At 66.8% G+C, this 25,716-nt stretch carries 29 protein-coding genes, 1 tRNA gene, 1 pseudogene and 2 riboswitches; of the genes and pseudogenes, 11 read left to right on the top strand and 20 right to left on the bottom strand.

Going from position 1 to position 25,716, the window contains the following annotated elements; genetic code table 11:
• Positions 1–89: 89 nt before the first annotated feature.
• Positions 90–710 carry a M23 family metallopeptidase gene (locus JOZ79_RS08420; protein WP_294073165.1) on the bottom strand — a complete coding sequence of 207 codons (621 nt, stop codon included), beginning with the start codon at positions 708–710 and terminating at the stop codon, positions 90–92.
• Here JOZ79_RS08420 and JOZ79_RS08415 point away from each other — a divergent pair.
• Positions 709–1,518 (top strand): DUF72 domain-containing protein, encoded by an 810-nt coding sequence (locus tag JOZ79_RS08415; RefSeq protein ID WP_294073163.1) that lies wholly within the window; start codon positions 709–711, stop codon positions 1,516–1,518. The two genes, JOZ79_RS08420 and JOZ79_RS08415, sit on opposite strands and share 2 nt — an antisense overlap.
• Positions 1,519–1,598: 80 nt before the next feature.
• Positions 1,599–2,312: a 2OG-Fe(II) oxygenase gene (locus tag JOZ79_RS08410; RefSeq protein ID WP_294073161.1), complete on the top strand. Its 714-nt coding sequence runs from the start codon at positions 1,599–1,601 to the stop codon at positions 2,310–2,312.
• Here JOZ79_RS08410 and thiE read toward each other — a convergent pair.
• The 5 genes from thiE to tkt form a co-directional block, all read right to left on the bottom strand.
• Entirely contained in the window at positions 2,305–2,967 is a 663-nt protein-coding gene (thiE, locus tag JOZ79_RS08405) for a thiamine phosphate synthase (protein ID WP_294073160.1), read from the bottom strand. The genes JOZ79_RS08410 and thiE overlap by 8 nt on opposite strands.
• A 2-nt stretch (positions 2,968–2,969) precedes the next feature.
• Positions 2,970–3,869 (bottom strand): fructose bisphosphate aldolase, encoded by a 900-nt coding sequence (locus JOZ79_RS08400; RefSeq protein WP_294073158.1) that lies wholly within the window; start codon positions 3,867–3,869, stop codon positions 2,970–2,972.
• Positions 3,866–5,083: a phosphoglycerate kinase gene (locus JOZ79_RS08395; protein ID WP_294073156.1), complete on the bottom strand. Its 1,218-nt coding sequence runs from the start codon at positions 5,081–5,083 to the stop codon at positions 3,866–3,868. Before JOZ79_RS08395 ends, JOZ79_RS08400 begins: the two co-directional genes overlap by 4 nt.
• A 145-nt stretch (positions 5,084–5,228) precedes the next feature.
• Positions 5,229–6,236 (bottom strand): type I glyceraldehyde-3-phosphate dehydrogenase, encoded by a 1,008-nt coding sequence (gap, locus tag JOZ79_RS08390; RefSeq protein ID WP_294073154.1) that lies wholly within the window; start codon positions 6,234–6,236, stop codon positions 5,229–5,231.
• On the bottom strand, positions 6,233–8,221 hold the full coding sequence (gene tkt / locus JOZ79_RS08385; protein ID WP_294073152.1) for a transketolase: 1,989 nt from the start codon (positions 8,219–8,221) through the stop codon (positions 6,233–6,235). The genes gap and tkt overlap by 4 nt, the downstream gene beginning before the upstream one ends.
• A 127-nt stretch (positions 8,222–8,348) precedes the next feature.
• Between tkt and JOZ79_RS08380 the strand changes: the two genes are divergently transcribed.
• From JOZ79_RS08380 to JOZ79_RS08355, 6 genes are all read left to right on the top strand, one after another.
• Positions 8,349–8,525, top strand: coding sequence for a hypothetical protein (locus JOZ79_RS08380; protein ID WP_294073150.1), 177 nt, complete (start codon positions 8,349–8,351; stop codon positions 8,523–8,525).
• Positions 8,525–8,857, top strand: a complete 333-nt coding sequence (locus tag JOZ79_RS08375; RefSeq protein ID WP_294073148.1) for a cell division protein ZapA — start codon at positions 8,525–8,527, stop codon at positions 8,855–8,857. The genes JOZ79_RS08380 and JOZ79_RS08375 overlap by 1 nt, the downstream gene beginning before the upstream one ends.
• 209 nt (positions 8,858–9,066) lie before the next feature.
• Positions 9,067–9,645: a 5-formyltetrahydrofolate cyclo-ligase gene (locus JOZ79_RS08370; protein ID WP_294073146.1), complete on the top strand. Its 579-nt coding sequence runs from the start codon at positions 9,067–9,069 to the stop codon at positions 9,643–9,645.
• A 145-nt stretch (positions 9,646–9,790) separates the two neighbouring features.
• Positions 9,791–10,672, top strand: a complete 882-nt coding sequence (locus JOZ79_RS08365; RefSeq protein WP_294073144.1) for an outer membrane beta-barrel protein — start codon at positions 9,791–9,793, stop codon at positions 10,670–10,672.
• Positions 10,673–10,799: 127 nt separating this feature from the next.
• On the top strand, positions 10,800–11,039 hold the full coding sequence (locus tag JOZ79_RS08360) for a DUF2842 domain-containing protein (protein ID WP_294073142.1): 240 nt from the start codon (positions 10,800–10,802) through the stop codon (positions 11,037–11,039).
• A gap of 32 nt (positions 11,040–11,071) precedes the next feature.
• On the top strand, positions 11,072–12,190 hold the full coding sequence (locus JOZ79_RS08355) for a cell wall hydrolase (RefSeq protein WP_294073140.1): 1,119 nt from the start codon (positions 11,072–11,074) through the stop codon (positions 12,188–12,190).
• Between the two features lie 26 nt (positions 12,191–12,216).
• On the opposite strand, the gene JOZ79_RS08350 is transcribed toward JOZ79_RS08355, so the two are convergent.
• The 4 genes from JOZ79_RS08350 to JOZ79_RS08335 form a co-directional block, all read right to left on the bottom strand.
• Positions 12,217–12,975 carry a J domain-containing protein gene (locus tag JOZ79_RS08350; protein ID WP_294073138.1) on the bottom strand — a complete coding sequence of 253 codons (759 nt, stop codon included), beginning with the start codon at positions 12,973–12,975 and terminating at the stop codon, positions 12,217–12,219.
• A 36-nt stretch (positions 12,976–13,011) separates the two neighbouring features.
• Positions 13,012–13,088: transfer RNA gene (locus JOZ79_RS08345), tRNA-Asp, on the bottom strand.
• 20 nt (positions 13,089–13,108) lie between these two features.
• Positions 13,109–14,287, bottom strand: coding sequence for an AI-2E family transporter (locus JOZ79_RS08340; protein ID WP_294073136.1), 1,179 nt, complete (start codon positions 14,285–14,287; stop codon positions 13,109–13,111).
• A gap of 107 nt (positions 14,288–14,394) precedes the next feature.
• Entirely contained in the window at positions 14,395–15,396 is a 1,002-nt protein-coding gene (locus tag JOZ79_RS08335) for a retroviral-like aspartic protease family protein (RefSeq protein ID WP_294073134.1), read from the bottom strand.
• 141 nt (positions 15,397–15,537) lie between these two features.
• Between JOZ79_RS08335 and JOZ79_RS08330 the strand changes: the two genes are divergently transcribed.
• On the top strand, positions 15,538–16,176 hold the full coding sequence (locus JOZ79_RS08330; protein WP_294073132.1) for a PilZ domain-containing protein: 639 nt from the start codon (positions 15,538–15,540) through the stop codon (positions 16,174–16,176).
• Here JOZ79_RS08330 and JOZ79_RS08325 read toward each other — a convergent pair whose 3' ends face one another.
• The 9 genes from JOZ79_RS08325 to JOZ79_RS08285 all read right to left on the bottom strand — a co-directional run bounded on the left by JOZ79_RS08325 (position 16,177) and on the right by JOZ79_RS08285 (position 24,057).
• Positions 16,177–16,590, bottom strand: a complete 414-nt coding sequence (locus JOZ79_RS08325; RefSeq protein ID WP_294073131.1) for a PilZ domain-containing protein — start codon at positions 16,588–16,590, stop codon at positions 16,177–16,179.
• Between the two features lie 35 nt (positions 16,591–16,625).
• Complete coding sequence (locus tag JOZ79_RS08320) at positions 16,626–17,270, bottom strand: DUF938 domain-containing protein (RefSeq protein WP_294073130.1); 645 nt, start codon at positions 17,268–17,270, stop codon at positions 16,626–16,628.
• Positions 17,270–17,782, bottom strand: a complete 513-nt coding sequence (locus JOZ79_RS08315) for a CcdC protein domain-containing protein (RefSeq protein ID WP_294073128.1) — start codon at positions 17,780–17,782, stop codon at positions 17,270–17,272. The genes JOZ79_RS08320 and JOZ79_RS08315 overlap by 1 nt, the downstream gene beginning before the upstream one ends.
• 21 nt (positions 17,783–17,803) lie before the next feature.
• Complete coding sequence (gene gcvPB / locus JOZ79_RS08310) at positions 17,804–19,372, bottom strand: aminomethyl-transferring glycine dehydrogenase subunit GcvPB (RefSeq protein ID WP_294073126.1); 1,569 nt, start codon at positions 19,370–19,372, stop codon at positions 17,804–17,806.
• Entirely contained in the window at positions 19,369–20,727 is a 1,359-nt protein-coding gene (gene gcvPA, locus JOZ79_RS08305; protein ID WP_294073124.1) for an aminomethyl-transferring glycine dehydrogenase subunit GcvPA, read from the bottom strand. The genes gcvPB and gcvPA overlap by 4 nt, the downstream gene beginning before the upstream one ends.
• Complete coding sequence (locus JOZ79_RS08300) at positions 20,727–21,488, bottom strand: methyltransferase domain-containing protein (RefSeq protein ID WP_294073122.1); 762 nt, start codon at positions 21,486–21,488, stop codon at positions 20,727–20,729. The genes gcvPA and JOZ79_RS08300 overlap by 1 nt, the downstream gene beginning before the upstream one ends.
• The gene (gcvH, locus tag JOZ79_RS08295; protein ID WP_294073119.1) at positions 21,485–21,856 is read right to left on the bottom strand and encodes a glycine cleavage system protein GcvH; all 372 of its coding nucleotides are present in this window, start codon (positions 21,854–21,856) and stop codon (positions 21,485–21,487) included. Before gcvH ends, JOZ79_RS08300 begins: the two co-directional genes overlap by 4 nt.
• Positions 21,857–21,860: 4 nt before the next feature.
• Positions 21,861–23,054, bottom strand: a complete 1,194-nt coding sequence (gene gcvT, locus JOZ79_RS08290; RefSeq protein WP_294073117.1) for a glycine cleavage system aminomethyltransferase GcvT — start codon at positions 23,052–23,054, stop codon at positions 21,861–21,863.
• Positions 23,055–23,115: 61 nt separating this feature from the next.
• A riboswitch (glycine riboswitch) is annotated at positions 23,116–23,196 on the bottom strand.
• 1 nt (position 23,197) lies between these two features.
• A riboswitch (glycine riboswitch) is annotated at positions 23,198–23,288 on the bottom strand.
• 79 nt (positions 23,289–23,367) lie between these two features.
• Complete coding sequence (locus JOZ79_RS08285; protein ID WP_294073114.1) at positions 23,368–24,057, bottom strand: hypothetical protein; 690 nt, start codon at positions 24,055–24,057, stop codon at positions 23,368–23,370.
• A gap of 14 nt (positions 24,058–24,071) precedes the next feature.
• Here JOZ79_RS08285 and ispH point away from each other — a divergent pair, with 14 nt between their 5' ends.
• Together ispH and rnhA are read left to right on the top strand one after the other, a co-directional pair.
• Positions 24,072–25,061, top strand: coding sequence for a 4-hydroxy-3-methylbut-2-enyl diphosphate reductase (ispH, locus tag JOZ79_RS08280; RefSeq protein WP_294073111.1), 990 nt, complete (start codon positions 24,072–24,074; stop codon positions 25,059–25,061).
• A 1-nt stretch (position 25,062) separates the two neighbouring features.
• On the top strand, positions 25,063–25,506 hold the full coding sequence (gene rnhA / locus JOZ79_RS08275; protein WP_294073108.1) for a ribonuclease HI: 444 nt from the start codon (positions 25,063–25,065) through the stop codon (positions 25,504–25,506).
• On the opposite strand, the pseudogene JOZ79_RS08270 reads toward rnhA, so the two are convergent.
• Positions 25,503–25,716, bottom strand: a pseudogene (locus tag JOZ79_RS08270) (FAD-binding oxidoreductase); the annotation flags it as partial. The gene rnhA and the pseudogene JOZ79_RS08270 overlap by 4 nt on opposite strands.

Raw genomic sequence — 25,716 nt, 5'->3', positions numbered from 1 at the left:
GATGTCCACGCCGCTGATCTTCATGATCGCCTACCTGCCGAGACTGAGAAAAGAGCCGCCGCGGGGCCAGCCCGCGATTGGCGGGCGCCTTAGCCGCCGGCCTTCTTCCCGGCAAGCAGCGGGTAGGAATTGATCGCCGTGCCGTTCCACCAGCGCTCGCCGGGCGCCATGGAGTTGACCGCGAAATGCAGATGAGGGCCATCGGCGCTGGCGTCGCCGGTATGCCCGACCCGCGCGATCACCTCCCCACGCTTGACCTGCTGGCCCTCATGAAGTCCGGGCGCGTAGGCCGACAGATGGGCGTAGTAATAGATCCACTTCTGGTCGGGCGAGCGCTCGTAGATCGTCGTCCCGCCGCGGACGCTGTTGAACAATTTCTCGACCGTGCCGTCTGACACCGCGATCACTGGTGTTCCCTCGGCGGCCATGATGTCGATGGCGTCATGACGTCGCCCCTGCGAGCGGGCCGCGTCGAACGTATCGGTCAGCTGGTCCGGGCGGACACCGATGACCGGCAGGGCGAGGCCCGAGGGCGTTACCTGCACCTGCTCGGCGACCTGGACTGGCGGCGCGTTCTGCGGCTTGACGGTGACGACTGGGCCGTTGCGCGCCACCTCGGGCGAGCTCGACGGGACGCTGCTGTAGAACCAGATCCAGAAGGCGCTGACGACGATGGCCGTAAGCAGTGCCGTGCCGATGACCCTGAGCATGAATTCCGCAACCCTTGCCGATGACCGTTGTTCATCTGCAACGATGGAAGGAACAACTGTATCCAGCGACGCAAGAGGCGGCACCATTCACATCGGCTGTTCCGGCTGGGTGTACAAGCACTGGCGAGGGATTCTCTATCCCGATGGCCTGCCCCAGGCCCGCTGGTTCGAACGCTATGCCGAAGACTTCGATACGGTCGAGCTCAACAACAGCTTCTACCACCTGCCCAAGCCAGAGACGTTCGAGAAATGGCGCAAGCAGGCGCCGCCGGGCTTCTGCTATGCGGTCAAGGCCAATCGCTACCTTACTCAAGCCAAGAAGCTCAAGGATTGCGAGGAACCGCTAGAGCGCATGATGACCTCGGCGCGGCATCTCGGCGACCGGCTAGGGCCGATGCTCTTCCAGCTGCCGCCCAGCATGAAGCGCAACCTGGAGCGGCTGGAAAGCTTCCTTCGCATCCTGCCAGCGGACGTTGCCAGCGTCTTCGAGTTTCGCAATCCGGACTGGTACGTGCCGGATACCTATGCGCTGCTGGACCGCTACAAAGCGTCATTCTGCGTTCACGACATGGCTGGGTCGACGACGGAGCGGATCGCCGTCGGGCCCGTGGCCTACGTCCGGTTCCATGGCGGCGTGGGCAAATATTGGGGACGTTACCCCGACGAGGCGTTGCTGACCTGGGCCGACTGGGCGATGGAACAATCGCGACAGGGCCGGTCCGTGTGGTGCTATTTCAATAACGATATCCACGGCCACGCCATCCATGACGCGCAGACATTGAAGTCGATGGTCGGGCAGATGCGCTGACCACGGCATGGGTCGTTTCAAACAGGGATGAAGCGCCAGGCGTGCTGGCAAGCTCCCTGGCGTCAGGCTAATCGACGGCGATGCCAGACGCCGCGCCGCCGCCTTATTACGACCCGCCCCAAGCGCCCTTCGCGACCCAGAAGTCCGATTTGCGGGCCGGCGTCGGGCAGCGGGTCGGCAAGCGCCTCGACGCCGCGCCGCAGGTCTGGCGGCTGTGCAGCGATGGCGCCAGGCCGGTCCAGCTCTACCTCCGGGACCAGTTCCTGACGCCGGCGGAATGCCAGGCACTGTGCGCCCAGATCGATGCAGGCTCCTATCCCTCGCCGCTTTACGAGAAGGAGAAGCATGCCGAGGTGCGGACCAGCTACAGCTGCAACTTCGACGTCCACGACCCGCTGGTGTCCGCCGTCGAGACGCGCATCGCCGCTTTCCTGGGAATGGACCGGTCATGGGGAGAGCCGCTGCAGGGCCAGCGCTACCGGCAGGGCCAGCAGTTCCGGGAGCATGCGGACTTCTTCTACATCGACCAGCCCTATTGGGCGGAGTATGAACCGCATGGCGGGCAGCGCACCTGGACGGCGATGATCTATCTCAACGTGCCGCAGCGCGGCGGAGCGACGGGGTTCAAGCTCCTTGGGATCGACGTGTCGCCAAGCCTCGGCCGGCTGCTGATCTGGAACAACATGGCAGCGGACGGAAGCCCCAATCCCTGGACCCTGCACGAAGGCCGTCCGGTCAAGGCAGGGGTCAAATATATCGTCACCAAATGGTACCGCGAGCGGCCGTTCAGCTGAGCGCCTCGGCAAAGGCACGGACGCCGGACGCGGGGTCGTCCTTGCCCCACACCGCCTGGCAGACCGCGAGGAAATCCGCACCGGCCTCGACTAGCGGACGGCCATTGTCGGACGTGATGCCGCCGATGGCGACGCAGGGAATCTCGAACAGGGTCGACCACCAGGTCAGGATCGACGGCTCGGGTCGATAGTTCGAAGGCTTGGTCTGGGTCGGATGGAAGGCGCCGAAGGCGACATAGTCGGCGCCTGCCTCCCCAGCATTCATGGCGAGGTGGCGGCTGTCGTGGCAGGTCTTGCCGATCTGCGCGTCGGGGCCGAGGAGGGCGCGCGCCTCCCGGATGTCGCCGTCCTGCTGGCCAAGATGGACGCCGTCCGCGCCGAGACGCTTGGCGAGCGCCATGCTGTCGTTGACGATGAACGCGACGCCGGCGTCGGCGCAGATGCGTTGCAGCGGCTCAGCGTATCGAGCGAGAGAATGCTCGTCCGTGTCCTTGACCCGCAGTTGGAACGCGGCCGCGATGCCCGGATCGAGGGCAGCCCTGAGGCGGTCGGGGAAAACTCCCCCGACCTCCTGCGGACTGATCAGGTAGAGCTTGGCCGGCTCGCTGCGCTTGGGCGGCGGGAAATCGATCGGATCGTAGTCGGCTTCGTCCATGCTCAGGCCGGCAGCTCCGACACCGACGCTTCGTAGATCTCGTCGATCGCGCTTCCGAGCGTCGAGTTGAATTCCTCGTCGCTTTGCTGATGGCGGAGGTCGGACAGGAGCGCTCGGCTGAAGCTGGCGATCAGGCCCGGATTCCTGGCAAGCTCGCGGCAGGCTTCAGTGCGCGAGAAGCCGCCCGACAAAGCGACGACACGAAGCACGCTCGGGTGGTCGACGAGCGGCTGGAACAGGTTCGCTTCCGCCGGGATCGACAGCTTCAGCATCACCTGCTGATTATCGCCGAGGCCGTCGAGGGCCTTCAGAAGCTCCTCGAGCAGGATTCGGTCGCTGGCGTCGCGGTCGGCGCTCTTGATGTTCACCTCGGGCTCGATGATCGGCATCAGGCCGGCGGCAAGCACCTGCTGGGCGACCTCAAACTGCTGCCTGACGACGGTGGCGATGCCGTCACGATTGGCCGCGTTGATCACCGATCGCTCCTTGGTGCCGAACACGCCGAGTGACCTGGCGCGCTTCAGGAGCGCATCAAGTTCCGGCATCGGTTTCATCAGCTGAACGCCATTGGCTTCGGCTTCGAGGCCCTTGTCGATCTTGATGAAGGGTACGACGCCCTGGTCGACCAGCGCCTGCGGGGTCGGCTTGCCGTCGACCTGGCCGTCCATCGTCCGCTCGAACAGGATCGCGCCGATGACCTTGCCGCCGCCGAAGCAGGGTGCGGTGATGATCCGCGAGCGCATCTGGTGGATGAGCCCGAACATTTCCTCGTCGCTGCCCCAGGCGCCTTCCTCGACGCCGTAGCCGGCAAGCGCCTTCGGCGTGGAGCCGCCAGACTGGTCGAGAGCGGCGATGAAGCCCTGCCCGCGCGCGATCTTCGCATTCATCTCAGACTGGTTCATTGCGACCCCTGCTGCTGTTCGAGCGCCGCGACTCCGGGGAGAACGCGGCCCTCCATCCATTCGAGAAACGCCCCGCCCGCGGTCGAGACGAAGGTGAAATCCTGGGCGACGCCGGCGTGCTTCAGCGCCGCGACGGTGTCGCCGCCGCCGGCAACCGAGACGAGCGAGCTTTCCTTGGTCAGCGCCGCCGCTGTCTTGGCGAGGGCGACCGTCGCAGCGTCGAACGGCGGAGTTTCGAAGGCGCCGAGCGGGCCGTTCCAGACCAAAGTGCGGCAGGTCTTGAGGGCGTCGGCAAGCGCCTCGACCGCTGCCGGACCGACGTCGAGGATCATCTCGTCGGGCTGGACCTCGTGCACGTTGCAGGTGCGCAAGCTCGGCGGGTTGGGCGCGAACTCCTTCGCGACAACGACATCGTACGGCAGGTGGATGGTGCAGCCAGCCTTGTCCGCCGCGTCGAAGATGGAATTGGCCTCGCCGGTCAGGTCGTGCTCGCACAGCGACTTGCCGACGTTGACGCCGCGGGCCGCCAGGAAGGTGTTGGCCATGCCGCCGCCGATGATCAGGTGATCGACCTTGCCGACGAGATGGCCGAGCACGGCAAGCTTGGTCGAAACCTTGGCGCCGCCGACCACGGCCGCGACCGGACGCTGCGGGTTGCCGAGCGCCCGCTCGAGCGCCTTGAGCTCCGCCTCCATCGCCCGGCCGGCGAAGCTCGGCAGATAATGGGTTATGCCTTCGGTCGACGCGTGGGCACGGTGTGCGGCGGAGAAGGCGTCGTCGACATAATAGTCACCGAGCGCGGCCATGCCCCTGGCTAGTTCGGAATCATTCTTCTCTTCGCCGAGGTGGAAGCGGGTGTTTTCAAGCACACCGATATTGCCCGGCAGCATGGTCGCGATTGCCCTCTCGGCTTCCGGTCCGACGCAATCCTCGATGAACCGGACCGAGCGACCCGCCAGGCGGTGGATCGGAAGCACGAGCTGCGCCGTCGACATGTCCGGCCGAACTTCGCCCTTCGGCCGTCCGAAGTGAGCGAGCAAAAGGACGATGGCGCCGCGGTCGCTGAGCTCCAGCACCGTCGGCAGCATCGCCCGGAGCCGCGTGTCGTCGGTCACCTTCGCGCCGTCCATCGGTACGTTGAGATCGACTCGGACCAGGACCTTCCTGGCCGTGAGGTCATCGGGCAGATCGTCGAGAGTCCTGAAGCTGCTCATCGGCCGCGAAAGGTCGCAAAGGTCCTGCCAAACACGCGCGCGCGTATGCGCGAGCGCGAGGCGGGTGCTCCGTATCGAAGGTGATTGTAGGAGATCGCGATCATCGCCCAGTCCTTAACGGCAAACCAGCCTTGTAGGACAGCATTCAGCCGAGCTTGCCCATTGCGTGCGCCGTATCGACCATGCGGTTCGAGAAACCCCACTCATTGTCGTACCAGCTGACGACGCGGACCAGCTTGCCCTCGATCACCGCGGTTTCGAGGCCGTCGACCGTCGAGCTTTGCGGCGTGTGCACGATGTCGGAGGAAACCAGGGGATCCGTGCTGTAGACGAGCACGCCCTTCAGCGGCCCGCTCTCGCTCGCGGCCTTCAGGACCTGGTTCACTTCCTCACGGGTCGTGTCGCGCTTGGGCGTGAAGGTCAGGTCGACGAGGCTTCCGTCCGGGACCGGCACGCGAACCGCGGAGCCGTCGAGCTTGCCCTTGAGCTCGGGGAGGACCTCGCCAACGGCGCGGGCGGCGCCGGTGGTGGTCGGGATGATGTTCATCGCCGCGGCGCGGGCGCGGCGCATGTCGCTGTGGATCTGGTCGAGGATCTTCTGGTCGTTGGTGTAGGCGTGGACGGTGGTCATTAGCCCGCGCTCGATGCCGATGGCGTCGTTCAGCACCTTGGCGACCGGCGCCAGGCAGTTGGTGGTGCAGGACGCGTTGGAGACGATCTTGTGCTCGGCGGTCAGCTTGTCGTTGTTGACCCCGTAGACGACGGTCAAATCGACGCCCTTGGCGGGGGCCGAAATCAGGACTTTCTTCGCGCCCGCAGCAAGATGCTTCTCTGCGCTCGCACGGTCTGTGAAGAAGCCAGTGCATTCGAGTGCGATGTCGACGCCGTTGGCGGCGTGCGGAAGATTGGCCGGATCCTTTTCGGCAGTGACGTGGATGCGCTTGCCGTCGACAATGATGTCATTGCCGTCGGTCGTGACCTCGCCCGGGAAATGGCCATGAATGCTGTCGTGCGCGAACAGCCAGGCGTTGGACTTGGCGTCGGCAAGGTCGTTGACGCTGACGAGCTCCAGCCCGCAGTCGGGACGCTCGAGAATGGCGCGTGCGACGAGGCGGCCGATGCGGCCGAAGCCGTTGATTGCAACTTTGGTCATTGAATGCCTCTTTGCTTCATGAAGTCCGTGATCTTGGCGACGATCTTGTCGGGCGTCAGGCCAAAATAGTCATAGGCGTCGGTCGCGGGCGCGGACACGCCGAAGCGGTCGATGCCGATGCGAAGGCCGTGGAGGCCGGTGTAGCGCTCCCAGCCGATGGTGGTTCCGGCCTCGATCGAGACACGCAGGATCTCGCGGTTGCTGACGTCGGGGAGGACGTCGGCCCGGTAATCCCAGGGCTGGGCATCGAAGCGCTCGGTGCAGGGCATGGACACGACGTCGGCGCCGATGCCCCGGCTTTCAAGCTGCTGAGCGGCATCCAGCGCGATTTCGACTTCGGAACCCGTAGCGATGATGATGACCTTGCGCGCGGCTGCCGCAGCCTTGAGGCGGTAGGCGCCGCGGGCGGACAGGTTCTCGGGCACGGCCTGGGTGCGGACCGGGCGGACGTTCTGCCGAGTCAAGGCGAGGATACTCGGCCCCTCGCTCTGCAGCGCCAGCGCCCAGCATTCGGCGGTCTCGACAGCGTCGGCGGGACGGTAGACCTCGAGCTGTGGAACGACGCGCAGGCTCTGGAGATGCTCGATCGGCTGGTGGGTCGGACCGTCCTCGCCCAGCCCGATCGAATCGTGGGTCATGACATAGATGACCCGGGCGCCCTGGAGCGCCGACAGTCGGATCGCGGGGCGGGCGTAATCCGCGAAGACGAGAAAGGTGCCGCCGTATGGGACGACTCCGCCGTGGAGCGCGAGGCCGTTCATTGCGGCCGCCATGCCGAACTCGCGGATGCCGTAATAGATGTAGCGGCCGGCGTAGTTCTGCCCACTGAGCGGCTCCAGGCCCTTCGTCTTGGTATTGTTCGAGCCGGTGAGGTCGGCGGAGCCCCCGATCGTTGCCGGGATCGCGGCGTTGATCGCCTCCAGCGCCATCTCGGATGCCTTGCGGGTCGCGACGGGCCTCAGATCGGCAAGCAGCCTGTCGAGATAGGGGCGCAGCCAGGCATCGCTGACCTTGCCATTAAGGCGCGCGAGGAGTTCGTTCTTGCGCCCGCTCTCCTCGAGCCGGTCGCGCCACAGGGCGCGCTCGACGCCGCCGCGCTTGCCGGCGGCGCGCCAGGCGGTCAGCACGTCCTCGGGCACCGTGAACTCTTCCGGCGCGAGCCCGAGCTCGACGCGGGCAGCTTCGACTTCCGTCTTCCCGAGGGCGGAGCCGTGGGTGGCGGCGGTGCCCTGCTTGTTGGGCGCGCCGTAGCCAATGATCGTGCGGCAGCGGACCAGGCTCGGGCGCGGGTCGGCAGTTGCCTCGGCGATCGCTCGGCTGACGTCGTCGGCATCAAGGCCGTCGCACTCGACCGTGTGCCATTGCGCCGCCTGGTGGCGGGCGACGACGTCCTCGGTCCGCGAGAGGTCGGTCGAGCCGTCGATGGTGATGCTGTTGTCGTCCCACAGGACGATCAGGCGGCCGAGCTGGAGCGCGCCCGCAAGGCCGATCGCCTCGTGGTTGATGCCCTCCATCAGGCAGCCGTCACCGGCGATGACGAAGGTGCGGTGGTCGACGAGGTCGTCGCCGTAGACGGCGTTGAGGTGGCGCTCGGCGATCGCCATGCCGACGGCCATTCCGACGCCCTGGCCGAGTGGACCAGTCGTGACCTCGATTCCCGGAAGCTCGAAATTCTCGGGGTGACCGGCGGTCGGCGAGCCAAGCTGGCGGAAGCGCTTGATGTCGTCGAGGTTCGGCCGCTCGTAACCGGCCAGGTAGAGCAGGGCATAGAGGAGCATCGAGCCGTGCCCGGCGGACAGGATGAAGCGATCGCGGTCGGGCCAGTGGGGGTCGGCGGCGTCATACTTCAGATGCCTGGTGAAAAGCGCCGTCGCGGCGTCGGCCATGCCCATCGGCATTCCGGGGTGCCCGCTGTTCGCGGCCTCGACGGCGTCCATCGCGAGAGCCCGGATGGCGTTGGCCAGGCGGCGGTCGGTCGGTTGCATCGAAGCTCCGTCGAGGGTGCGGCCATGCCTCGGGTTCGGGCTGGCCGATGACTTGGGTCCTTTGTCCGGTGAGCCGATTGGCGTCAATGCTTGCGGGGGAGCGGCAGATTGCGTTACCGCGATTTTCGTGACCGACGCCCCCCTTTCCAACGCTCTCGATCGTGCCGAGCGGGCCTTGCAGCGCATCGAGCGAGCGCTCGGGTCGCGATCTCCCGCCCCGGCGCCGCGCGACGAGGAATTGCGTGCCAAGGTGCGCGAAGTGGTCGAGGAGCTCGACGAGCTGATCCGCGAGGTCGCCGCCTGATGCCGGCGATGGTCGACCTGACGATCGCCGGGCGGACCTACCAGGTCGCCTGCCGCGACGGCGAGGAGGACAATCTGCGCGCCGCCGCACGGATCGTCGATGGCAAGAGCCGCGAGGCGCTGTCGGGCCTCGGCGCCCTGTCGGAAGCGCGCCAATTCCTGTTCGCGTCGCTTCTGATAGCCGACCAGTTGATCGACAAGAAGCCGGAAGCCGCGGCCGAGCCCCCGCCTCCGCCGGCGCCGGACCCGATGCTCGCGAACCGTGCGGAAGCGCTCGCCGACCGGCTCGAATCCCTCGCGGAAGCCCTTGAGCGCGAGGGCGCGAATCCCTAAATCGAAGGGGACGGGCACTACCCGGTGCGAGCCTTTGGAAAATCCCTGAGGCTATTCAATCCTAATGGGAGCTGTCCCTGCCCAGGCCCTGGCTTGGATCACACGGCGCCCACCTGACGTTTGGGCGTCAGAGGATTTTAGGGCAAACGGCCATGGTGGTCCCGTCACCTCCCTTCACGCCCGGACCCCCGATGCCGTCGGGGCCCGAGATGCTGCCGCCCGCGAAGGACGTGCTTCGCAAGGCGGCGCTGGATGCGCGCAAGGCGCTCGTGCGCACCTTGTCCGATGCCGAGCGCAATCTCCTCGAGCGCCGACTGGCCGAGCATCTCACCTCCTTGTGCGCCGATTGCAGGGTCGTCGGCGGCTATGCCCCGATCGGCAGCGAGATTTCGCCGCTGTTAGCGACGGAGGAAGCGCGCGCGGTCGGATCGATCGTCGCCTTCCCGGCCTTCGATCACCCGGCCAAGCCGTTCCGCTTCCGTGCCGGCGACCCATTGCTGCCCGGGCCATTCGGGCTGATGCAGCCGAAGCTCAGCGCGCCGGTTGTCGAGCCGGACCTGGTCCTGGTGCCCCTGCTTGCAATCGATGGAAGCGGCACCCGGCTCGGTCGCGGCAAGGGCCATTACGACCGGGCGCTGAGCCGGCTTCGAACCGCGGGCGCGCGGCTGATCGGCGTCGGCTGGCCGCTTCAGCGCCTCACTTCGCCAATCCCCGCCGATGCCTGGGACGTGCCGTTGCACGCGTTCGCATCGCCGGACGGCGTGGAGTGGTTCAGGAGCCGGCCCTGACCTGAAATTGGCGCGGATTTGCGTCAAAATCGACGGAGTTGCGGCTTTTCGGCAACATGTCTGGCTGCGCACCGCCTTGTAGGATTCTTCTGGCCGGGTGTATCCCCGCAAGCATCGATTTCCTGCAATCAGGGGAGGAAGCTTGATGCGCAAGTTTACGGTTGCCGCGGCGGTCGCCACGGCATTCATGGCCACCGCCGCGAACGCGCGCGACGGCTCGCCCTATGTGGGCATCGATTTCGGGGTCGTGAAGCCGCAGAGCACCCCGCTGCGCTTTACCAACAGCACGGAATCGGACGAGAATGCGCTGAGGCTGTTGCACAAGTACGGGTTCGAAGGCGACTTCGTCTTCGGCTACGACTTCGGCATGCTGCGGGTCGAGGCCGAGGCGGCGTACAAGCGGACATCGGTCAAGAGGTCGCTGATCTCCATCTCGGCCGCGGAAGCGGTCGGCGACGCCAACCTCACCGGCTATGTTCCGACATCCGGACGCAACAGCGTCGGCTCCGGCATGGTGAACGCCCTTCTCGACGTCGGCGGCCCGCGCGTGAGCGGCTCGTTCGGCCTGGGCTTCGGCTATGCACGCGTCAGCTATCACAACCACATGACGCCCTCGAACCCGCTGTCCTTTTCCGATTCCGACGCGGCGTTCGCCTACCAGGCGCTGGCCGAGCTGCGCGTGCCAGTCAGCGAGAACGTGGATGTCGGCCTGAAGTACAGATATTTCGTGACCAACCGGCTCGATTTCGGGCCCTTCTGCAAGACGACTTGCACGGGCCTCTCGCCGTACACGCTGATCGGGCGCTACAAGTCGAGCAGCCTGCTCGCCAGCCTGGTCTACAATCTCGGGTCGGTCGCTCCGCCACCACCGCCTCCCCCGCCGCCCCCGCCGCCTCCCCCGCCGCCGCCTCCGGCCCCGGCGACGCAGACGTGCCCGGACGGGTCGGTGATCCTGGCGACCGATACCTGCCCGGCTCCGCCGCCCCCACCGCCGCCACCGCCGCCGGCGCCCGAACGCGGCAACTAGGACTCACGCATTGGTTCAGGGACCCGGCCGGGCATGCCTCGGCCGGATTTCCTGTGTCTTCCGGCTCGACACGCGCTCGGCAAATGCGGCGGCTGACATTGCCCCATGAGCGGACTAGAGGCGAGGCGTGACGCCGCCCTCGCCGACCGGCCGGTCCCTGGCCGGCATCGCGCTGATCCTGCTCATGATCGCGGTCTGGGCGGCGCTCATCGCGGGCCTGTCCCCCGTTGTCGGCCGCTGGCCTGTGCTGGTGCAGGCGGCATTCTACGTGGTCGCAGGAACGATCTGGATCATCCCATTGAAACCATTGGTGGTCTGGATGGTAACTGGACGCTTTCGAGCGCCTGCGCGCGATGCTCGAGATTGAACCAGGCGTCTTAGCTCACTATATCAGGGCCGATGTCGAAAGCCGCGATCCTTGGGCGACCCTTCGGGGCGGGCACGTTCCGCTTGGCCGATCTTTGGCGCGTTCACCCGCGCGAGACCGCCGGGTTCGCAATGCTCGCCCTCGCCGCGGCGGCGGCGATTGCCAGCGTCGCGCAGGGGACGCCGGAGCTTCCCGGTCGCAATGCCGCAGCTTCGCAAGCCGTCCCGCCGCCCGCCCCTCCGCCGCTGCTCATCCGCCAGATCGCGCCGGAGCAGGCAGTGCAGGTCAATGCGGCCATCCCGCTCGACAGCGGGCCCAACCCGGCCGCGTCGCCATTCGTGTTCCGGGGCGATAAGGCTACCCGGTCTCAGGCCCTCTCCTGCCTTGCCAGCGCGGTCTATTACGAGGCCGGCAGCCAGGACGAGGACGGCCAGCGCGCGGTCGCCCAGGTGGTGCTCAACCGAGTCCGGCATCCGGCCTTTCCGGCGAATGTCTGTTCGGTCGTCTATGAAGGCTCGACTCGACCGACCGGTTGCCAGTTTACCTTCACCTGCGACGGGTCGCTCAATCGGCGTCCCGACGCGGACGGCTGGAAGCGCGCCTATGCAATCGCGGAGCAGGCGCTGAGCGGAGCAGTGTTCGGCCCGGTCGGCTGGGCGACGCATTACCATGCCGATTACGTGGTGCCCTACTGGGCTTCGACGCTGACCAAGAATGCGGTCGTCGGCGCGCATATCTTCTATCACTGGACCGGCGCGTGGGGCCGGCCGGCGGCGTTCAGCGAAAGCTATTCGGGCCATGAGCCGAACGCGCTCGCGCTTCGCAATGCCGCGGTCGCTGCCGTCGCCGCCAACGCAGCCGCTCGCCCGCAGAGCGAGGCGCTGGCTCAGGTGCTCGCGGACCTGCCGGGCGCTCAGGCGCTGCCGCTCAAGCCGTCGATGCGCGGCGACAAGAGGGTTGCGGTGCGCTTCACCATGGTTGCCCGCAAGGCGGCCGACGCCGCTCCGCACGAGGATTATACGAAGCAGTTCGAGTCCTCGGACACGCTTAAGTGGTCGCTGTCGAGCGATACGGTCGCAAGCAACGAGAAGCCGCTCGGCGCGAGCAGCGCCCCGGCCGGGGCCACTCCGGCGAGCCCGCCGAAGCCCTAGTTCGCAAGCTCGGGCCGGGGGTCGACCTAGAGTTCCGGCCGCGATAGCGCGAGCTCCACCGCCAGCCGGATACGGTCGAGGCGGCTGTCGATCGCCAGATAATCGTCCGATAGGAGGTTGGCGGCGCTCGTCTGACGCCCGGTGACCGCAAGCTGGCTGAACGGACCGTCGTCGCGCCACGGGTCGCGATCCTCGAGCTGGACGATGGCGTCGTCGAATGCGGCACAGCGATCGAGCAAGGCAAGCGAGGGCCTGGCGCGTTGCTCGCTGGCGCAATTGCGGGTCGCGTCCGCCATTGCCGCATCGCTTCCCGTTGCCGCCACATGCCGCGCCTGCGCGACGCCCGCCCGGATCGCTTCGCCGTCGAGCGGCTCCGCCATCGCGTCAGCCGGCTTGACCAGAGGAGGGTTTGGGCCGCGCTCCGCAGCCAGAGGGGCAGCGCGCATCCGGAAATTGGCGACGAGGCTCGCTGAGGGGCCGGCGATGAGGAACGCCCCGGCAGCAACGCCGGCAATCCCGAGCGCCACTCCGAGCCAGCGCCATGACCGCGGCTCGAGGTCCGCGATCGGCGCATAGGCGCCCCAGGCCTCGCCCTCGCCCGATGCAGCGCGTGCCCGGCGAAGCTCGCGATAGGCATGGTTGATCTCGGCGGCACGGTCGGCATCCCCCCCCGGACGGTCGGGATGGTAGGCCTTTATAAGCGTCTTGTAGGCGCGCTCGACCGCAGCCCATTCGGCTCCGGGCTCAAGGCCGAGCACGGCGTAAGCGGAGGCATCAGCGACCATCAGACCGGTCTAGTCCAGTCCATGATTGTCGAAAAGTGGCGCGAGTGACGGGGCTCGAACCCGCGACCTCCGGCGTGACAGGCCGGCGCTCTAACCAACTGAGCTACACCCGCGTTTTTAGCGTGCGCGGGCCCTAGGAAAGGGGCTTTGAGGTGTCAACCATCGCAGGCTCCATTTCCTGCCGGCTGTCCTCTTCTTCCTCGTTCGCATCGCCGACATGGGTCAGCGTGCCGTGCTCGAACAGGAAGCCGGCGATATCGGGCGTCCCCGCGGCAGAAAAAATCGTCTTCATGATGATCAGCAATGGCACGGCGAGGAGCGCTCCCGTCGTCCCCCACACCCAGGCCCAGAAGGAGAGCGAGATCAGGATCGACAGCGGACTGATCGTCAGCCGGTGGCCGACGACCATCGGAGTGAAGAAATTCGCCTCGACCAGATGGAAGCTGATGAACGCTGCCGGCGGCATCAGCGCGCCCCAGATGTCGGGGTAGGTCATCAGGCCGCCGAGCAGAAGCAGGCAGGCGCAGACGATCGGCCCGAGATAAGGGATGTAGTTTGCGACCGCGACAATGCCGCCCCACATGATCGGCGACGGCATCCCGAGCCACCACAGGACGAGTGCGGTCAGCGTGCCGAGGCCGGCATTGATGAGCGTGATGGTTCCGAGATAGGTCGAGGTCGCGTCGACGACCTGCTGGATCACGCGGGCGGTGGTCAGGGCGCCCTCGAAGCTGCCGCGGCTGACGATCGTCTTCTTGCGCATCGCCGTCCAGCCCGCGAGGAAAAAGAAGATCACCAGCAGCGAGAAGAACAGCTGGATCAAGAGGTGCGGTGCCGAGCTGGTGATGAGCCCGAGCGTCGAGTGCGCCTGCTCGACTGCGACCGTCCGCGCCTGGGGCTGCGGCGAGCTGATCGCGATCTGCTGCGTCGTCCGGTCGATGAACTTGTCGAGATGCTTGTAGAGCTGGATCACGGGCGACAGCGCCTCACGCACCTTCGGGATCTTGCCCGGAACCTGCGCGACCCAATCGGTCGCCGGGACGACGATCGAACCGATCGCGAACAAGGCCACGACCAGGAAAATGATGACGCACAGCCCGGCCGAGGCCTTGGACGGGATGCCGCGCCGCTCCAGCCATTCGAGCATGGGCACCAGCGCGATCGCGATGACCAGGGCGGCGGTGACCGGCATGAAGAATTCCGCGCCTGCGCTGAGCGCAAAGGGAGTTGCAACGACCAGCCCGATGCCGGCGATCAGCGTAAGCGATGCAAGCAGGCGGTCGCGCTTCGCCGACACCGCCTCCGAGAGCATGACTGCCCCTTCCTCCTGTGGGGCCGTTTCCTGGTGCCTGGTTCGCGCGTCCATCGCCCAAGCATATCCGGGCCGCCGCTCCCCGGCTAGCCATTCGGGCGGGCGCGCTAGAGCTTGTAGGCGAAATGGATGTCGAGGGCGCTATGCTCGGGAATGACGACCCGCAGCCGCTGCGCCGCGAAGTCGATCGACACCTTCTGGAATGCGCGCATGGCGTTCATCCCCAACAGCAACGCCGGCTTGCGGTCCAGCTTGAGCTCGTTGAAGATGTGAGCGCTTGCGAAGACCACCGGAAGCCGGTTGAGATTGGCGCCCCCGATGTCGAGCCGGTCGACGAGCGCCACCTCGCCGAAAATCATGTCGCCGGTCACCGCCTGGATCTCGACCCGATGGAATTGGTCGGTTCGGCCGCGGGCAAAGAGAGCGGTCCGAAGCGCCTCGTTGCCGACGCTCACTTCCGCGCCCGTGTCGAGAACGACCGTGACGGATATGCCGTTGATGTTCGCCTCGGTGACGACGAGGCGGCCGTTGCGGCGGTGGCCTTCGACGACGATCTCGTTCTGGCCCGCGTCACGCTCGATGGGGGTCGTGGCGGGAACGACCGACATCGTCTGCGTCCGGAAGTCGAGGTCGATCCGCTGCGACCGCAACGCGTCGACGCCCAAGATGCCGTCGGCGCCGATATGCGAGCTTCCAAGGACCGGCGCGACGATGTTGCGGACGACATTGCGCGTCACCTGGAGCGTCGGCACGGTCGCGGTCTCGACCGGCGAGATGCCGACCGTGCTGTGCAACGGGGCAGTCCCGGCCGAGGCGAGCTTGAGCGCCGCCGCAAGCTCCGTCGAAACGACCGTCCGATCGGCGCCGGTGTCGACGATGAAGCGATACGGGCCGGTGCCGCCGACCATGACGCCGACGGTCATTCGCTGGTTGAGATCGGATCGGAACCGCACGTCCTCGGTCTGGCTGGAGCGGTCGATGGCCGGCAGCGACGGCGCTGGCTCGGCATGCGCGGCAGCAGGCGCGGGCATGGGCTGGGAGATCGCCGGAGCGGAAGCGAGGAATCCCGCGGCGCCCGCGGCAATGGCGATCGGCACTAGGCGAAGCATCGAAGTTCTCCTGCGCCGAAAGAGTACACGGGACCATTTCGCAGCACAAACGGATGCAAGCGAAAGAAACTGGTAAGGCTCTTCTTCCATACTCCCGGCGAGTGAGGCGCTGCTGACAGCGGCGAATGGTGGAGCCTTCGGTTGGACGAACAGCCTGTCGAAATGACTGTTTACTCGCTCGCAGACGCCGCGCCCGCGGCGCCGGAGCGCCGGAACGGCCAGCGCCACCTCAGCCTTCTTCGCGTCGGTTCGATGAAGATCGGCGACCGCAGCGAGCTGTGCCTCATCAAGAACATCTCCGCCGGCGGAATGCTGGTGCGCGCTTATTGCGATCTTCCCGCGGGCGCCCGGCTAAGCGTCGAGCTGAAGCAGGGCGAGCCGGTCGTGGGCATCGCCCGCTGGGTCCGCGACGGCTTCGCAGGCATCGCTTTCGACGAGCCCATCGACGTCCTCGAACTGCTCTCCTTGACGGCGGAGGGACCGCGCCCGCGCATGCCGCGGGTCGAGGTGAACTGCGTCGGCTCCATCCGCGAGGGCGCGTTCTCGCACCGCTGCAGGGCGGTCAACATCTCGCAGGGCGGGATCAAGCTTGAAAGCCGCGCGGCCATCGATGTCGCCGCAAGAGTCACGGTCAGCCTGTTCGGGCTTCAGCCATGCAGCGGCACGGTCCGGTGGCGCGATGGCGAATGCTACGGGATCACGTTCGACCGCGTGCTGCCGCTGCCCGCCCTGGTCTCCTGGCTTCAGGACGAGCGCGCGAGGCTGCGCGCAAGCGCCTGATCATTCGCCGGGGCGAGGCACCTGGCTGATCGATAGCCACTGCTCGATCATCTTGCGCTCGTTGGTGGACAGCGGCCTGCAGGCGAGGCCTGGCCGGCGGTGGTCGAGCTTCGCGGTCGGCCGCGGCTTGGCGACGTGTCGCAGCACATCCTCGGGCTTCAGCGGATGGTCGAAGGCGACTCCGGCATACCGGCCCTGAACCCAGATGATCCGGCTCTCGACGAGCAGGTCCTTGCGTTGGAAGCAGGTTCTCGTCCCCTCCGGAGGCAAGCGATCGCCTTCGATCAGAACGCCCTCTTCGGAGAGATTGCGAAGCTTCACCGGTTCGGGAATGCCCGCGACCTCGATCGTCGCCGTGAGGAACACCGGCGAACGACGCGCGCGCCGATTCTGCGGAGTGCTGCTCTCGTCCATCGCATCGTCCTAGCGGCGCTCTAGTAAAACTTCGTTTAACGACCGTCGTTCGAGCGGCGGAAAAGCAGCATCAGATTGTTCGCAGGCATGGGCCGGATCGACGAAAGCTCGAACGCGGGTTTCGCAGCGGCAGCGAAGTCCTCCACCAAGCGCAGGCCCCAGGCGGGGTCCCGTTCGCGCAGGCTGGCGTCGAAGGCGACGTTGCTCGGCGCGGGCTCGACGTCGGTTTGGAACCACGGCCCGTAGAGGATGAGCGGAGCGCCCGGCGAAAGTACGCGTGCCGCCCCCGCAAGCAACCCAAGCGCCGACGTCCAGGGACTGATGTGCACCATGTTGAGACTAAGCACCGCGTCGGCTCTCTCGATCGGCCAGTCGGACGCGGCAGCGTCGAGGCACAGTGGCGCCCGCAGGTTCCTCCGGCCCGAGTCCGAGCGCCATTCGGCAATCGATGCAAGCGCGTCTGGATGGACGTCGCTCGGTTGCCATTCCAGCGAGGGAAAGGCGTTCGCGAAATGGACGGCATGCTCGCCGGTGCCGCTCGCGATTTCGAGCACCACCCCGGTGGTCGGCAGCCATTCGCGCAGGACCGCCGAGACGGGCTCGCGGTTGCGCGCCGCAGCCGGGGCGGAGCGTCGCTTGCCCGAGGCTGGCGCCTCGTAGAAGCGCCGATCGCCGGGCATCAGGGCGCGGTTCGCACTTCTTCCAGCAACCGCCGAGCGCGGAGGTACATTTCGAGGCGGGTCATGGCGAACATCCCCAGCGCAAAGGCGATCAGTGGGTCGGTGAGCATCGCCGGGCTGACGTTGCTGCCGGCGCCAAGCAGTGCCCGCGTGGCGTTACGGACAATTACGAGCGCGATCAGGAAGATCATCGCGGCCGGCGACGCCTTCTGGTTCAGCGCATGCGTTTCCGGATCGACGTGGATGTGCATCATCTTGCCGCGCTGCCAGCCGACTGCCGCGCCGACGGCCAGGGCGACGGCGGACGCAATCGCCACCCAGCCGATCGGCGGAAGCAGGATGAACATCCAGACAGTCACGGCGAGGTAAAGCGCGGGCACGATCCACAAGGTGCCGAGCTTCAGCGGTCGCATCTTGCTCATGCCGCGCATCCGCAGCGCCACGACGAGAACGATGATCGCCAGCGGGATGATCGATCCCAGCGGCGACGGATGGACCGGATTTGCCTGCATTCTGACCCTCCCCTCGCCGGCTTACTCCGCGGCCTGCGCGGGTTCCGGCTCCCTGAATGTCAGCACGGGCTTGCGCGCCGCAAGCGTCTCGTCGAGCCGCCGCCTCGGAGCGTGGACGGGGGCCGCCTTGAGGCTCTGATCCCCTGTCCTGGCTCGTTCGGCGATCGCCCGCACTGCCATGATGAACTTGTCTAGGCTGCGCTTTGATTCTGTCTCGGTCGGTTCGACGAGCATGGCGCCGTGGACGACCAGCGGGAAATACATGGTCATCGGGTGGAAGCCCTCGTCGATCAGCGCCTTGGCAAGGTCGATGGTGCTGATGCCTCCCTCGAATCCTTTGTCCGAGAAGATCGCCTCGTGCATGCACGGTCCGCTTCCAGCGAACGGTGCGTCAAGAACGTCTTCCAGGCTGCGGAGGATAAAATTGGCGTTGAGTACCGCATCCTCGGCGACCTGCTTCAGCCCGTCGGCGCCATGGCTGAGGATATAGGTCAACGCGCGGGTGAACATGCCCATCTGGCCGTGGAAGGCGACCATCCGACCGAACGCGTCGGGATGCTCCTCGCCCGCGGTCTCTTCCTCGATCAGCTTGAAAGTCCCGTCCGGGTGTTTCGCCACGAAGGGCAGCGGCGCGAAGGGCGAGAGTGCCTCCGACAGGACCACCGGACCGGATCCCGGCCCGCCGCCCCCGTGCGGGGTCGAGAAGGTCTTGTGCAGGTTGATGTGCATCGCGTCGATGCCGAGGTCGCCCGGGCGGACCTTGCCGACGATCGCATTGAAGTTCGCCCCGTCGCAATAGACGAAGGCGCCGGCGGCGTGGACCGCGTCGCTGATCAGCTTCATCTCCGGCTCGAACAAGCCGCAGGTGTTGGGATTGGTGATCATCACCGCGGCGACGTCGGGACCAAGCCGGCCCTTCAATGCGTCGAGGTCGACGCGGCCGGCGGCAGTGGCAGGGATGTTTTCGACGCGATATCCGGCAAAAGCGGCCGTCGCCGGGTTGGTGCCGTGCGCGCTCTCAGGAACAAGGACGACCTCGCGCTTGTCTCCGCGCCGCTCGAGCGCAGCACGGATGCAGAGCAGGCCGCAAAGCTCGCCATGCGCGCCCGCCTTGGGGCTCATCGCGACGCCGTGCATTCCGGTGAGGTCGAGCAGCCAGAAGGCCAGCTCGTTGATCACCTGGAGCGCACCCTGGACGGTCTCTTGCGGCTGCAGCGGATGGACGTCGGCGAAGCCCGGCAGCCGCGCGACCTTCTCGTTGAGGCGCGGATTGTGCTTCATCGTGCACGACCCGAGCGGAAACAGGCCGAGGTCGATCGCATAATTCTGCCGCGACAGCCGAGTGTAATGACGGACGGTCTCGGGCTCGGACAAGCCCGGCAGGTCGATCGGCCGGTTGCGTTCGAGACCGCCGAGGCGGCCGCTGCCAATCTTCTGGTCGGCGAAATCGACGCCAGTGCGGTCGGTCGAGCCGATCTCGAACAGCAAGGGCTCCTCGAGCATCAGCGCACGGTTACCGGTGACGGTGTCGGCCTGCCCCTCCGCGTTCTCGGGAGCAGTGGGCCGCCAGCCCGACGGGTTGACGGTCATCGCACCACCTCCTTGAGCGCCGCTTCGAGTGCGGCAATGTCCTCTCTGGTCGTCGTTTCGGTCACCGCCACGACAAGGCCGTTCCGCAATGCCTCCGAACCTGGATAGAGCCGTCCGAGCGACACCCCGCCAAGCACACCGCGCTCCACCAGCGCATGGACCGCAGGTCGTGCTTCCAGCGGCAACTTCAGCGTGAATTCGTTGAAGAAGCTCTCGTTGACGAGGCTGACGCCCGGGATCGCGGACAGCCGGTCCGCAGCCTCGCACGCGCGCGCGTGGTTCAATGACGCGAGCTGGCGCAGGCCCTTCTCGCCGAGCAGGGTCATGTGGACAGTGAACGCCAGCGCGCACAGCACCGAGCTGGTGCAGATGTTCGAGGTCGCTTTCTCGCGGCGAATATGCTGCTCACGGGTCGAAAGGGTGAGAACGAAGCCGCGCTTGCCTTCCGCGTCCACGGTCTCGCCGGCGAGACGGCCCGGCATTTGCCGGACGTGCTTTTCGCGGCAAGCGAACAGGCCAAGATAGGGGCCGCCGAACTGCAGGCCGACGCCGATCGACTGCCCTTCGCCGACGACGATGTCCGCGCCCATCTCACCCGGCGAGCGTATCAGGCCGAGCGCGACCGGCTCCGTGACGACCGCGATCAGCAGGGCGCCGGCGGCGTGAGCCGCCTCGGCGATCGGCGCCAGGTCGGTGATTTGGCCGAGGATATCCGGGTACTGGATGACAATCGCGCTGGTCTCGCCGTCGATGCCTGCGATCAGGCGGTCGGCGTCGGTCGCGGCACTCAGTTCCGGCTCGCCGGTCACGAGCAGGTCACCGGTGAATTTCGCCATCGTCGTGGCGACGCCGACATAATGCGGGTGCACGCCTGACGAGACGATCGTCTTGCCCCGGCGCGTGATGCGGTGCGCCATCAGGATCGCTTCCCACATCGCGGTCGAGCCATCGTACATCGACGCATTGGCGACTTCGCAACCGAGCAGACGCGCGACCTGCGTCTGGAACTCGAACATCATCTGCAGCGTGCCCTGGGCGATCTCCGGCTGGTAGGGCGTGTAGCTGGTCAGATACTCGCCACGCTGGATGATGTGGTCGACGCTTGCCGGCACGTGGTGGCGATAGGCGCCGCAGCCGAGGAAGAAGGGGACGTCGCCCGCAACCATGTTCCGGCGCGAAAGGGCCGTCATGTGCCGCTCGACCGCCATTTCGGAAGCGTGCAGCGGGAGGCCGCCGATCGGTCCCTTCAGGCGAAGCTCCTCGGGAACGTCGCGGAACAGGTCGTCGACAGAGGCGGCGCCGATCACGCGCAGCATCTCGCTGCGATCGGCATCGCTCAGCGGCAGGTAACGCATCAGTTGGGCTTTCTCATGATGAAGCGAAGGCGGACATAGTCGGCGGGGCTGTTGCCGAAGCGGTCGGCGACGTTCGCGGCAAGCTCGGCGCGTTCCTCTTCGGGCACGCCGGCGCGGTCGAGCCAGCCCTTGCGGAACGTCGTCACCCAGGCGGCGACACCATGGGCGAGCGGCGTCGGGCGCTCAATGAGCCGCGCGTCGATCTCGCGGAAACCGGCAGCCTCGTAGACCGCGGCGAATTCCTCGGGCGCCGGGTACCAGTTGTGGGCCTCCGTTGGCGGAATATAGCCGCGCAGGATCATCTCCTCGTCGACGAGTTGCTGGAGGCGGGCGATATTGCCCTCGCCGCCCATCTCGCCGGCGAAGCGGCCGCCCGGCTTCAACGCGAAGAAGATCGCTTGGGCCGCTCTCTCCTTCTCGAGCACCCAATGCAGGGCCGCGTTCGAGAAAGCGGCGTCGAACTCGGCCGCGAAGGCCATGTCGGCGACATCCAGCAGGCGCGCGTCGAGACCCTTCGCCTGCGCAGCCGCGATCATCTCGGGAGAATTGTCGATGCCGAGCACGGTCGCACCGCGCTCCGCGATCCGCTTGGTCAGGCTGCCCTCGCCGCAGCCGATGTCGAGGATTCGCTCGCCCGGCTTGGGGTCGAGCAGGTCGAGCGCCGCCTCCCCGAGCTCGGCGACGAAGGCGCCGACGCGCGCGTACTCCGCCGCGTCCCAGGAACTCGTGGACGCCGGATTCTGGGCAGCTCCTTGGCTCAAAGGGTCTTGATCCACTCGCGATAGGCGTCCTCGTCCATCAGCCCGTCGAGCTCGGACCGATCGTCGAGCTTCAGCTTGAAGAACCAGCCCTCGCCTTCCGGATCGCTATTGATGACGCTGGGGTCGTCGGCGACGGCCGGATTGCCCTCGACGACCTCGCCCGAGACCGGCGCATAGACGTCGGACGCGGCCTTGACCGACTCCACGACCGCCGCCTCCTGCCCTTTGCTGACCTTGCGGCCGGCCTCCGGCACTTCGGCGAAGACGATGTCGCCGAGGGCTTCCTGGGCATGATTGGAAATGCCGACGGTGGCGGTGTCGCCGTCGACGCGCACCCACTCGTGCTCCTTGGTGAAATAGAGGCTCATCAGGTCAGGCTCCCTTGCGGTGATAGCGGTGGGGGACGAACGGCATCGCGGTAACGCGCGCGTCGAACAGCTTGCCGCGCTGCTCGAGCTTCAGCGCCGTGCCGGTCGCGGCGAGGTGGCTTGCGACATAGCCCATGGCGATCGGACGCTGCAGGCTGGGCGAGAAGCCACCGCTGGTGATCCTGCCGACCTCGGTGCCCTCCGCGTCGAGGACCAGCGCGCCCTCGCGAACCGGCTGGCGGCCCTCTACCTCGAAGCCGACGCGCGTGGTCGGCGCGCCCTTCTCGAGTTCGGCCAGGATTCGCATGTCGCCGGGGAAGCCGCCTTCGGCCCGGCGGCGCTTGTTGATCGCAAAGGTCAGGCCCGCCATCACCGGCGTCGTCTCCTCGTCGAGGTCGTGGCCGTAGAGCGGGAGCCCGGCCTCGAGCCGAAGCGAATCGCGGGCACCGAGGCCGATCGGCTTCGCGAGCTCGTTAGCCAGGATCGCGTCGGCAAGATCGCCCGCGACGACGGCCGGCACCGAGATCTCGAACCCGTCCTCGCCCGTGTAGCCTGAGCGGCTGATCCACAGCGGGTGTCCCACCGCGCGGAACGGTCCCGCCTCCATGAACGCGAGAGCGCGCACGCCGGGGATGATTCCTTCCAGGACGTCGACGGCGCGTGGGCCCTGGAGTGCGAGCAGCGCCTGCTCCTTCATATGGTCGATCGCGAGGTTCGGCAGGCGCTCGGCGAGGTAAGCCATATCGCCATGCTTCGTCGCGCCGTTGACGACGACGTAGAAATCGTCGCCGCGCCGGGTCGCCATCAGATCGTCGATAATCCCGCCATTGTCCGCCAGGAGCAGCGAATATTTGGGCTTCATGTCCTTCGCGCCGCGAAGGTCGGCGGGGAGCACCTTTTCGAGCTCGCTGTCGGCGTCGCGGCCGTGGATCAGCAGCTGTCCCATGTGGCTAACGTCGAACAGGCCGGCATTTTCGCGGGTCCAGAGATGCTCGGCGATGATGCCCTCGTACTGGACAGGCATCTCGTAGCCCGCGAACGGGACCATTCGGCCGCCGCGATCGCGGTGCCAGGCGTCGAGCGGAAGCCTTTCCAGCTGCGCCGGCTGGTCGCCCGCGCCGCCGCTCGGATCGCCGCTGAATGGCGTTCCGCGGGCCTGCTTGTCGTCGGTCGGACCGTTGTGGACTTCGGTACTCATGATGGCGCTCCGGCAAAGGGTGCGACTGCGGAACCGCTCACGAGCGCTTCGGCTGCCGCCCCCGTCTGTCTCTAGCGCCTGAGAGCTTTGCCCCTTCGGCGGCCCGCCTGCGCGCTCGTCGCAGCGGACACTTTCCAGACTGTCAGGCGCGCACGGTCCTCGATGCCTGAGAGATTCCGGGGGCGGTTGCTCCTTCGGCGCTGCAGTGACTGCAGACTCTCCCGTGCGGCCTTTCCGGGAGCGGAGCCCCCGGCGACGGGAGCGAGCCTTGGCTTCGCCCGGAGCCCGAGTCAACGCGTCCGGTCGCGAAATCCTAGCGCGTGGCGTTGTAGCGCAGCTGGTCCTCGCTCATCTGAAAGCCGATCAGGTGCTCGAAAGTCGAATTGGCGACTTCCGACCGAACCGACGGGTCGGACAAGGGGTCGACCGCGGCATCGGCTTCTCCAGCCTTGCGCGGCCGGGTCAGCATCTGGCGAACATTCTCGGGCAGGCTGGCCACGGAACGGTTGACTCGGACGGTCGCCTGCGCCCGGGTCGACGCGTGGAGGCCCCCAGCCGGGAAATCGAGCGCAACCTGGCCGATTTGCTTGGCAACGACTCGACTGCCGCCCTGGACGACCGTGTCGAAGTATGGAAGCACGACCTGGCGCGCCGGACCGGGGTCGCGGCGCAGGCCGACGACTGTGAAGGTCGCGGTCGAAACCACGTCGTCGCCAACGTCCGAGCAACTGCTGCGAAGGTTGCTGATTGTCGCTGTCACGTCGATCGCCCGCGAATCCCGGCTCTCCGGGGGGTTGAACAAGGTGATATCGCCGGTTTCCGCTGGAAGCCCGAGAATCGGACAATCGCCGCGGACGGCATAGACGCCGCCGCCGTTCTCGGACGTGAGGTCGCCGGTGTGGCGGCAAGCGCTGAGCATGATGACGGCGGCCAGAGCGGCAAGGCGGAGCTTCAAGGCGACGATCCTCGAGGGAGAGGGGAAATGGGCTGCTGGCGCGTTCATAGGAAGCCCCTTCTATGGCTGCAAGCGATGCCTTACATGGCCTCGACGTGACCCAGCTGACCAATCCAGCAAAGCCGCTTCGAGTGCTGATCGCCGCGCCGCGCGGCTTCTGCGCCGGCGTCGACCGGGCAATCCAGATCGTCGAGCTCGCGCTCGAGCGGTTCGGAGCGCCGGTCTACGTCCGGCACGAAATCGTCCACAACCGCTTCGTCGTCGAGCGGTTGAGGGACATGGGAGCGGTCTTCGTCGACGAGCTCGACGAGGTGCCCGATGACCGGCCCGTGGTCTTTTCCGCCCACGGGGTGCCCAAGGCGATACCGGCAGCCGCCCAGGACCGCGGGCTCACCTATGTCGACGCGACCTGCCCTTTGGTGTCCAAGGTGCACCGCCAGGCCGAGCGATTGATCGAGGAAGGACGGCACATCCTGTTCATTGGCCATGCCGGACATCCCGAAGTCATCGGCACGTTCGGGCAGGTCCCGGCGGGCTCGATGACCTTGATCGAAAGCGTCGCCGACGTCGCCGAGGCCAGGGTGCCGGAGAGCGCCACCCTCGCGTTTCTCACCCAGACGACACTCTCCGTCGACGACACTGCGGCGATCGTCGATGCACTGAAGGCCCGCTTCCCCGAAATCCGGGCACCGCGCAGCGAGGACATCTGCTACGCCACATCGAACCGCCAGGCCGCCGTCAAGGCGATCGCCGGCGAATGCGAGCGGATGCTGGTCATTGGCGCGCCCAACAGCAGCAATTCGCTGCGTCTTGCCGAGGTCGCCGAACGGATGGGGGTGCCAGCGCGGCTGATCGAGCGCGCCGCCGACATCGATTGGGAGTGGCTCGGCGAGCCGCGCACTCTCGGGCTCACTGCCGGCGCGTCGGCGCCGGAGCTTCTGGTGCGCGAAGTGCTCGACGCGCTTCGGGCCCGCTTCGACGTGACCGAAGAGATCGCCGACCACAGTCCTGAGCGAATGACCTTCAAGCTGCCGCGCGAGCTCGTCGCCTGACGTGACGGAGCTTCCCGAGGTCGACATCTTCACCGACGGAGCCTGCCGGGGTAATCCCGGACCGGGCGGTTGGGCGGCGCTGCTGCGCACCGGCGGCACGGAGCGCGAGCTGGCCGGCGGTGAGAAGCCGACGACTAACAACCGGATGGAATTGATGGCCGCGATCGCTGGCCTAAACGCGCTCAAGCGGCCGTGCCGGGTGCGGCTCTACACCGACAGCGTCTATGTGCGCGACGGCATCACCAAGTGGGTTCATGGTTGGCGACGAAACGGCTGGCGCACCGCGGACAGGAAACCGGTCAAGAATTCGGAGCTGTGGCAGCAGCTGATCGATGCAGCGTCGCCGCACCGGATCGACTGGCACTGGGTGAAGGGCCACAGCGGGCATCCGGAGAACGACCGCGTCGATGCCCTCGCCTGCGCCGAGGCCGACAAGCGGCGCTAGCCCAAGCGGCGAGGCGCGTAGACGGACGGGTCCACTCCGCGGAGGAAGTCGGGCATTTCCTGGTCGAGGAGCAAGGATGCCGCAAGCGCCGAAGCGGCCGGCGCCGTCTGGATGCCGAAGCCCCCCTGGCCTGCGCACCAGAAGAACCCGGGCATGTCGGCGTCGAACCCGTAGGCCGGAACGCGTGACGGCGTGAAGCTCCGGAGGCCG

The sequence above is a fragment of the Sphingomonas sp. genome (assembly GCF_019242355.1).
Taxonomy (GTDB): domain Bacteria; phylum Pseudomonadota; class Alphaproteobacteria; order Sphingomonadales; family Sphingomonadaceae; genus Sphingomicrobium.
The sequence above is the reverse complement of the archived record's forward strand: the minus strand, read 5'-3'. Positions and strand labels throughout refer to the sequence as shown.

Coding starts and splice junctions, on each gene's coding strand:
- JOZ79_RS08320 (WP_294073130.1), bottom strand. CDS start 17,270: ATGCCCGGCGATCGGCGCTTCTACGAGGCGCCAGCCTCGGGCAAGCGA.
- JOZ79_RS08375 (WP_294073148.1), top strand. CDS start 8,525: ATGCCGGCGATGGTCGACCTGACGATCGCCGGGCGGACCTACCAGGTC.
- ispH (WP_294073111.1), top strand. CDS start 24,072: ATGGCTGCAAGCGATGCCTTACATGGCCTCGACGTGACCCAGCTGACC.
- JOZ79_RS08355 (WP_294073140.1), top strand. CDS start 11,072: ATGTCGAAAGCCGCGATCCTTGGGCGACCCTTCGGGGCGGGCACGTTC.
- gcvT (WP_294073117.1), bottom strand. CDS start 23,054: ATGAGTACCGAAGTCCACAACGGTCCGACCGACGACAAGCAGGCCCGC.
- JOZ79_RS08285 (WP_294073114.1), bottom strand. CDS start 24,057: ATGAACGCGCCAGCAGCCCATTTCCCCTCTCCCTCGAGGATCGTCGCC.
- thiE (WP_294073160.1), bottom strand. CDS start 2,967: ATGGACGAAGCCGACTACGATCCGATCGATTTCCCGCCGCCCAAGCGC.
- JOZ79_RS08415 (WP_294073163.1), top strand. CDS start 709: ATGAATTCCGCAACCCTTGCCGATGACCGTTGTTCATCTGCAACGATG.
- JOZ79_RS08420 (WP_294073165.1), bottom strand. CDS start 710: ATGCTCAGGGTCATCGGCACGGCACTGCTTACGGCCATCGTCGTCAGC.
- gcvPA (WP_294073124.1), bottom strand. CDS start 20,727: ATGCGTTACCTGCCGCTGAGCGATGCCGATCGCAGCGAGATGCTGCGC.
- JOZ79_RS08325 (WP_294073131.1), bottom strand. CDS start 16,590: ATGGACGAGAGCAGCACTCCGCAGAATCGGCGCGCGCGTCGTTCGCCG.
- gcvH (WP_294073119.1), bottom strand. CDS start 21,856: ATGAGCCTCTATTTCACCAAGGAGCACGAGTGGGTGCGCGTCGACGGC.
- JOZ79_RS08315 (WP_294073128.1), bottom strand. CDS start 17,782: ATGCAGGCAAATCCGGTCCATCCGTCGCCGCTGGGATCGATCATCCCG.
- JOZ79_RS08335 (WP_294073134.1), bottom strand. CDS start 15,396: ATGCTTCGCCTAGTGCCGATCGCCATTGCCGCGGGCGCCGCGGGATTC.
- gcvPB (WP_294073126.1), bottom strand. CDS start 19,372: ATGACCGTCAACCCGTCGGGCTGGCGGCCCACTGCTCCCGAGAACGCG.
- tkt (WP_294073152.1), bottom strand. CDS start 8,221: ATGCAACCGACCGACCGCCGCCTGGCCAACGCCATCCGGGCTCTCGCG.
- JOZ79_RS08395 (WP_294073156.1), bottom strand. CDS start 5,083: ATGAGCAGCTTCAGGACTCTCGACGATCTGCCCGATGACCTCACGGCC.
- JOZ79_RS08400 (WP_294073158.1), bottom strand. CDS start 3,869: ATGAACCAGTCTGAGATGAATGCGAAGATCGCGCGCGGGCAGGGCTTC.
- JOZ79_RS08410 (WP_294073161.1), top strand. CDS start 1,599: ATGCCAGACGCCGCGCCGCCGCCTTATTACGACCCGCCCCAAGCGCCC.
- JOZ79_RS08340 (WP_294073136.1), bottom strand. CDS start 14,287: ATGCTCTCGGAGGCGGTGTCGGCGAAGCGCGACCGCCTGCTTGCATCG.
- JOZ79_RS08365 (WP_294073144.1), top strand. CDS start 9,791: ATGCGCAAGTTTACGGTTGCCGCGGCGGTCGCCACGGCATTCATGGCC.
- JOZ79_RS08370 (WP_294073146.1), top strand. CDS start 9,067: ATGCTGCCGCCCGCGAAGGACGTGCTTCGCAAGGCGGCGCTGGATGCG.
- JOZ79_RS08350 (WP_294073138.1), bottom strand. CDS start 12,975: ATGGTCGCTGATGCCTCCGCTTACGCCGTGCTCGGCCTTGAGCCCGGA.
- gap (WP_294073154.1), bottom strand. CDS start 6,236: ATGACCAAAGTTGCAATCAACGGCTTCGGCCGCATCGGCCGCCTCGTC.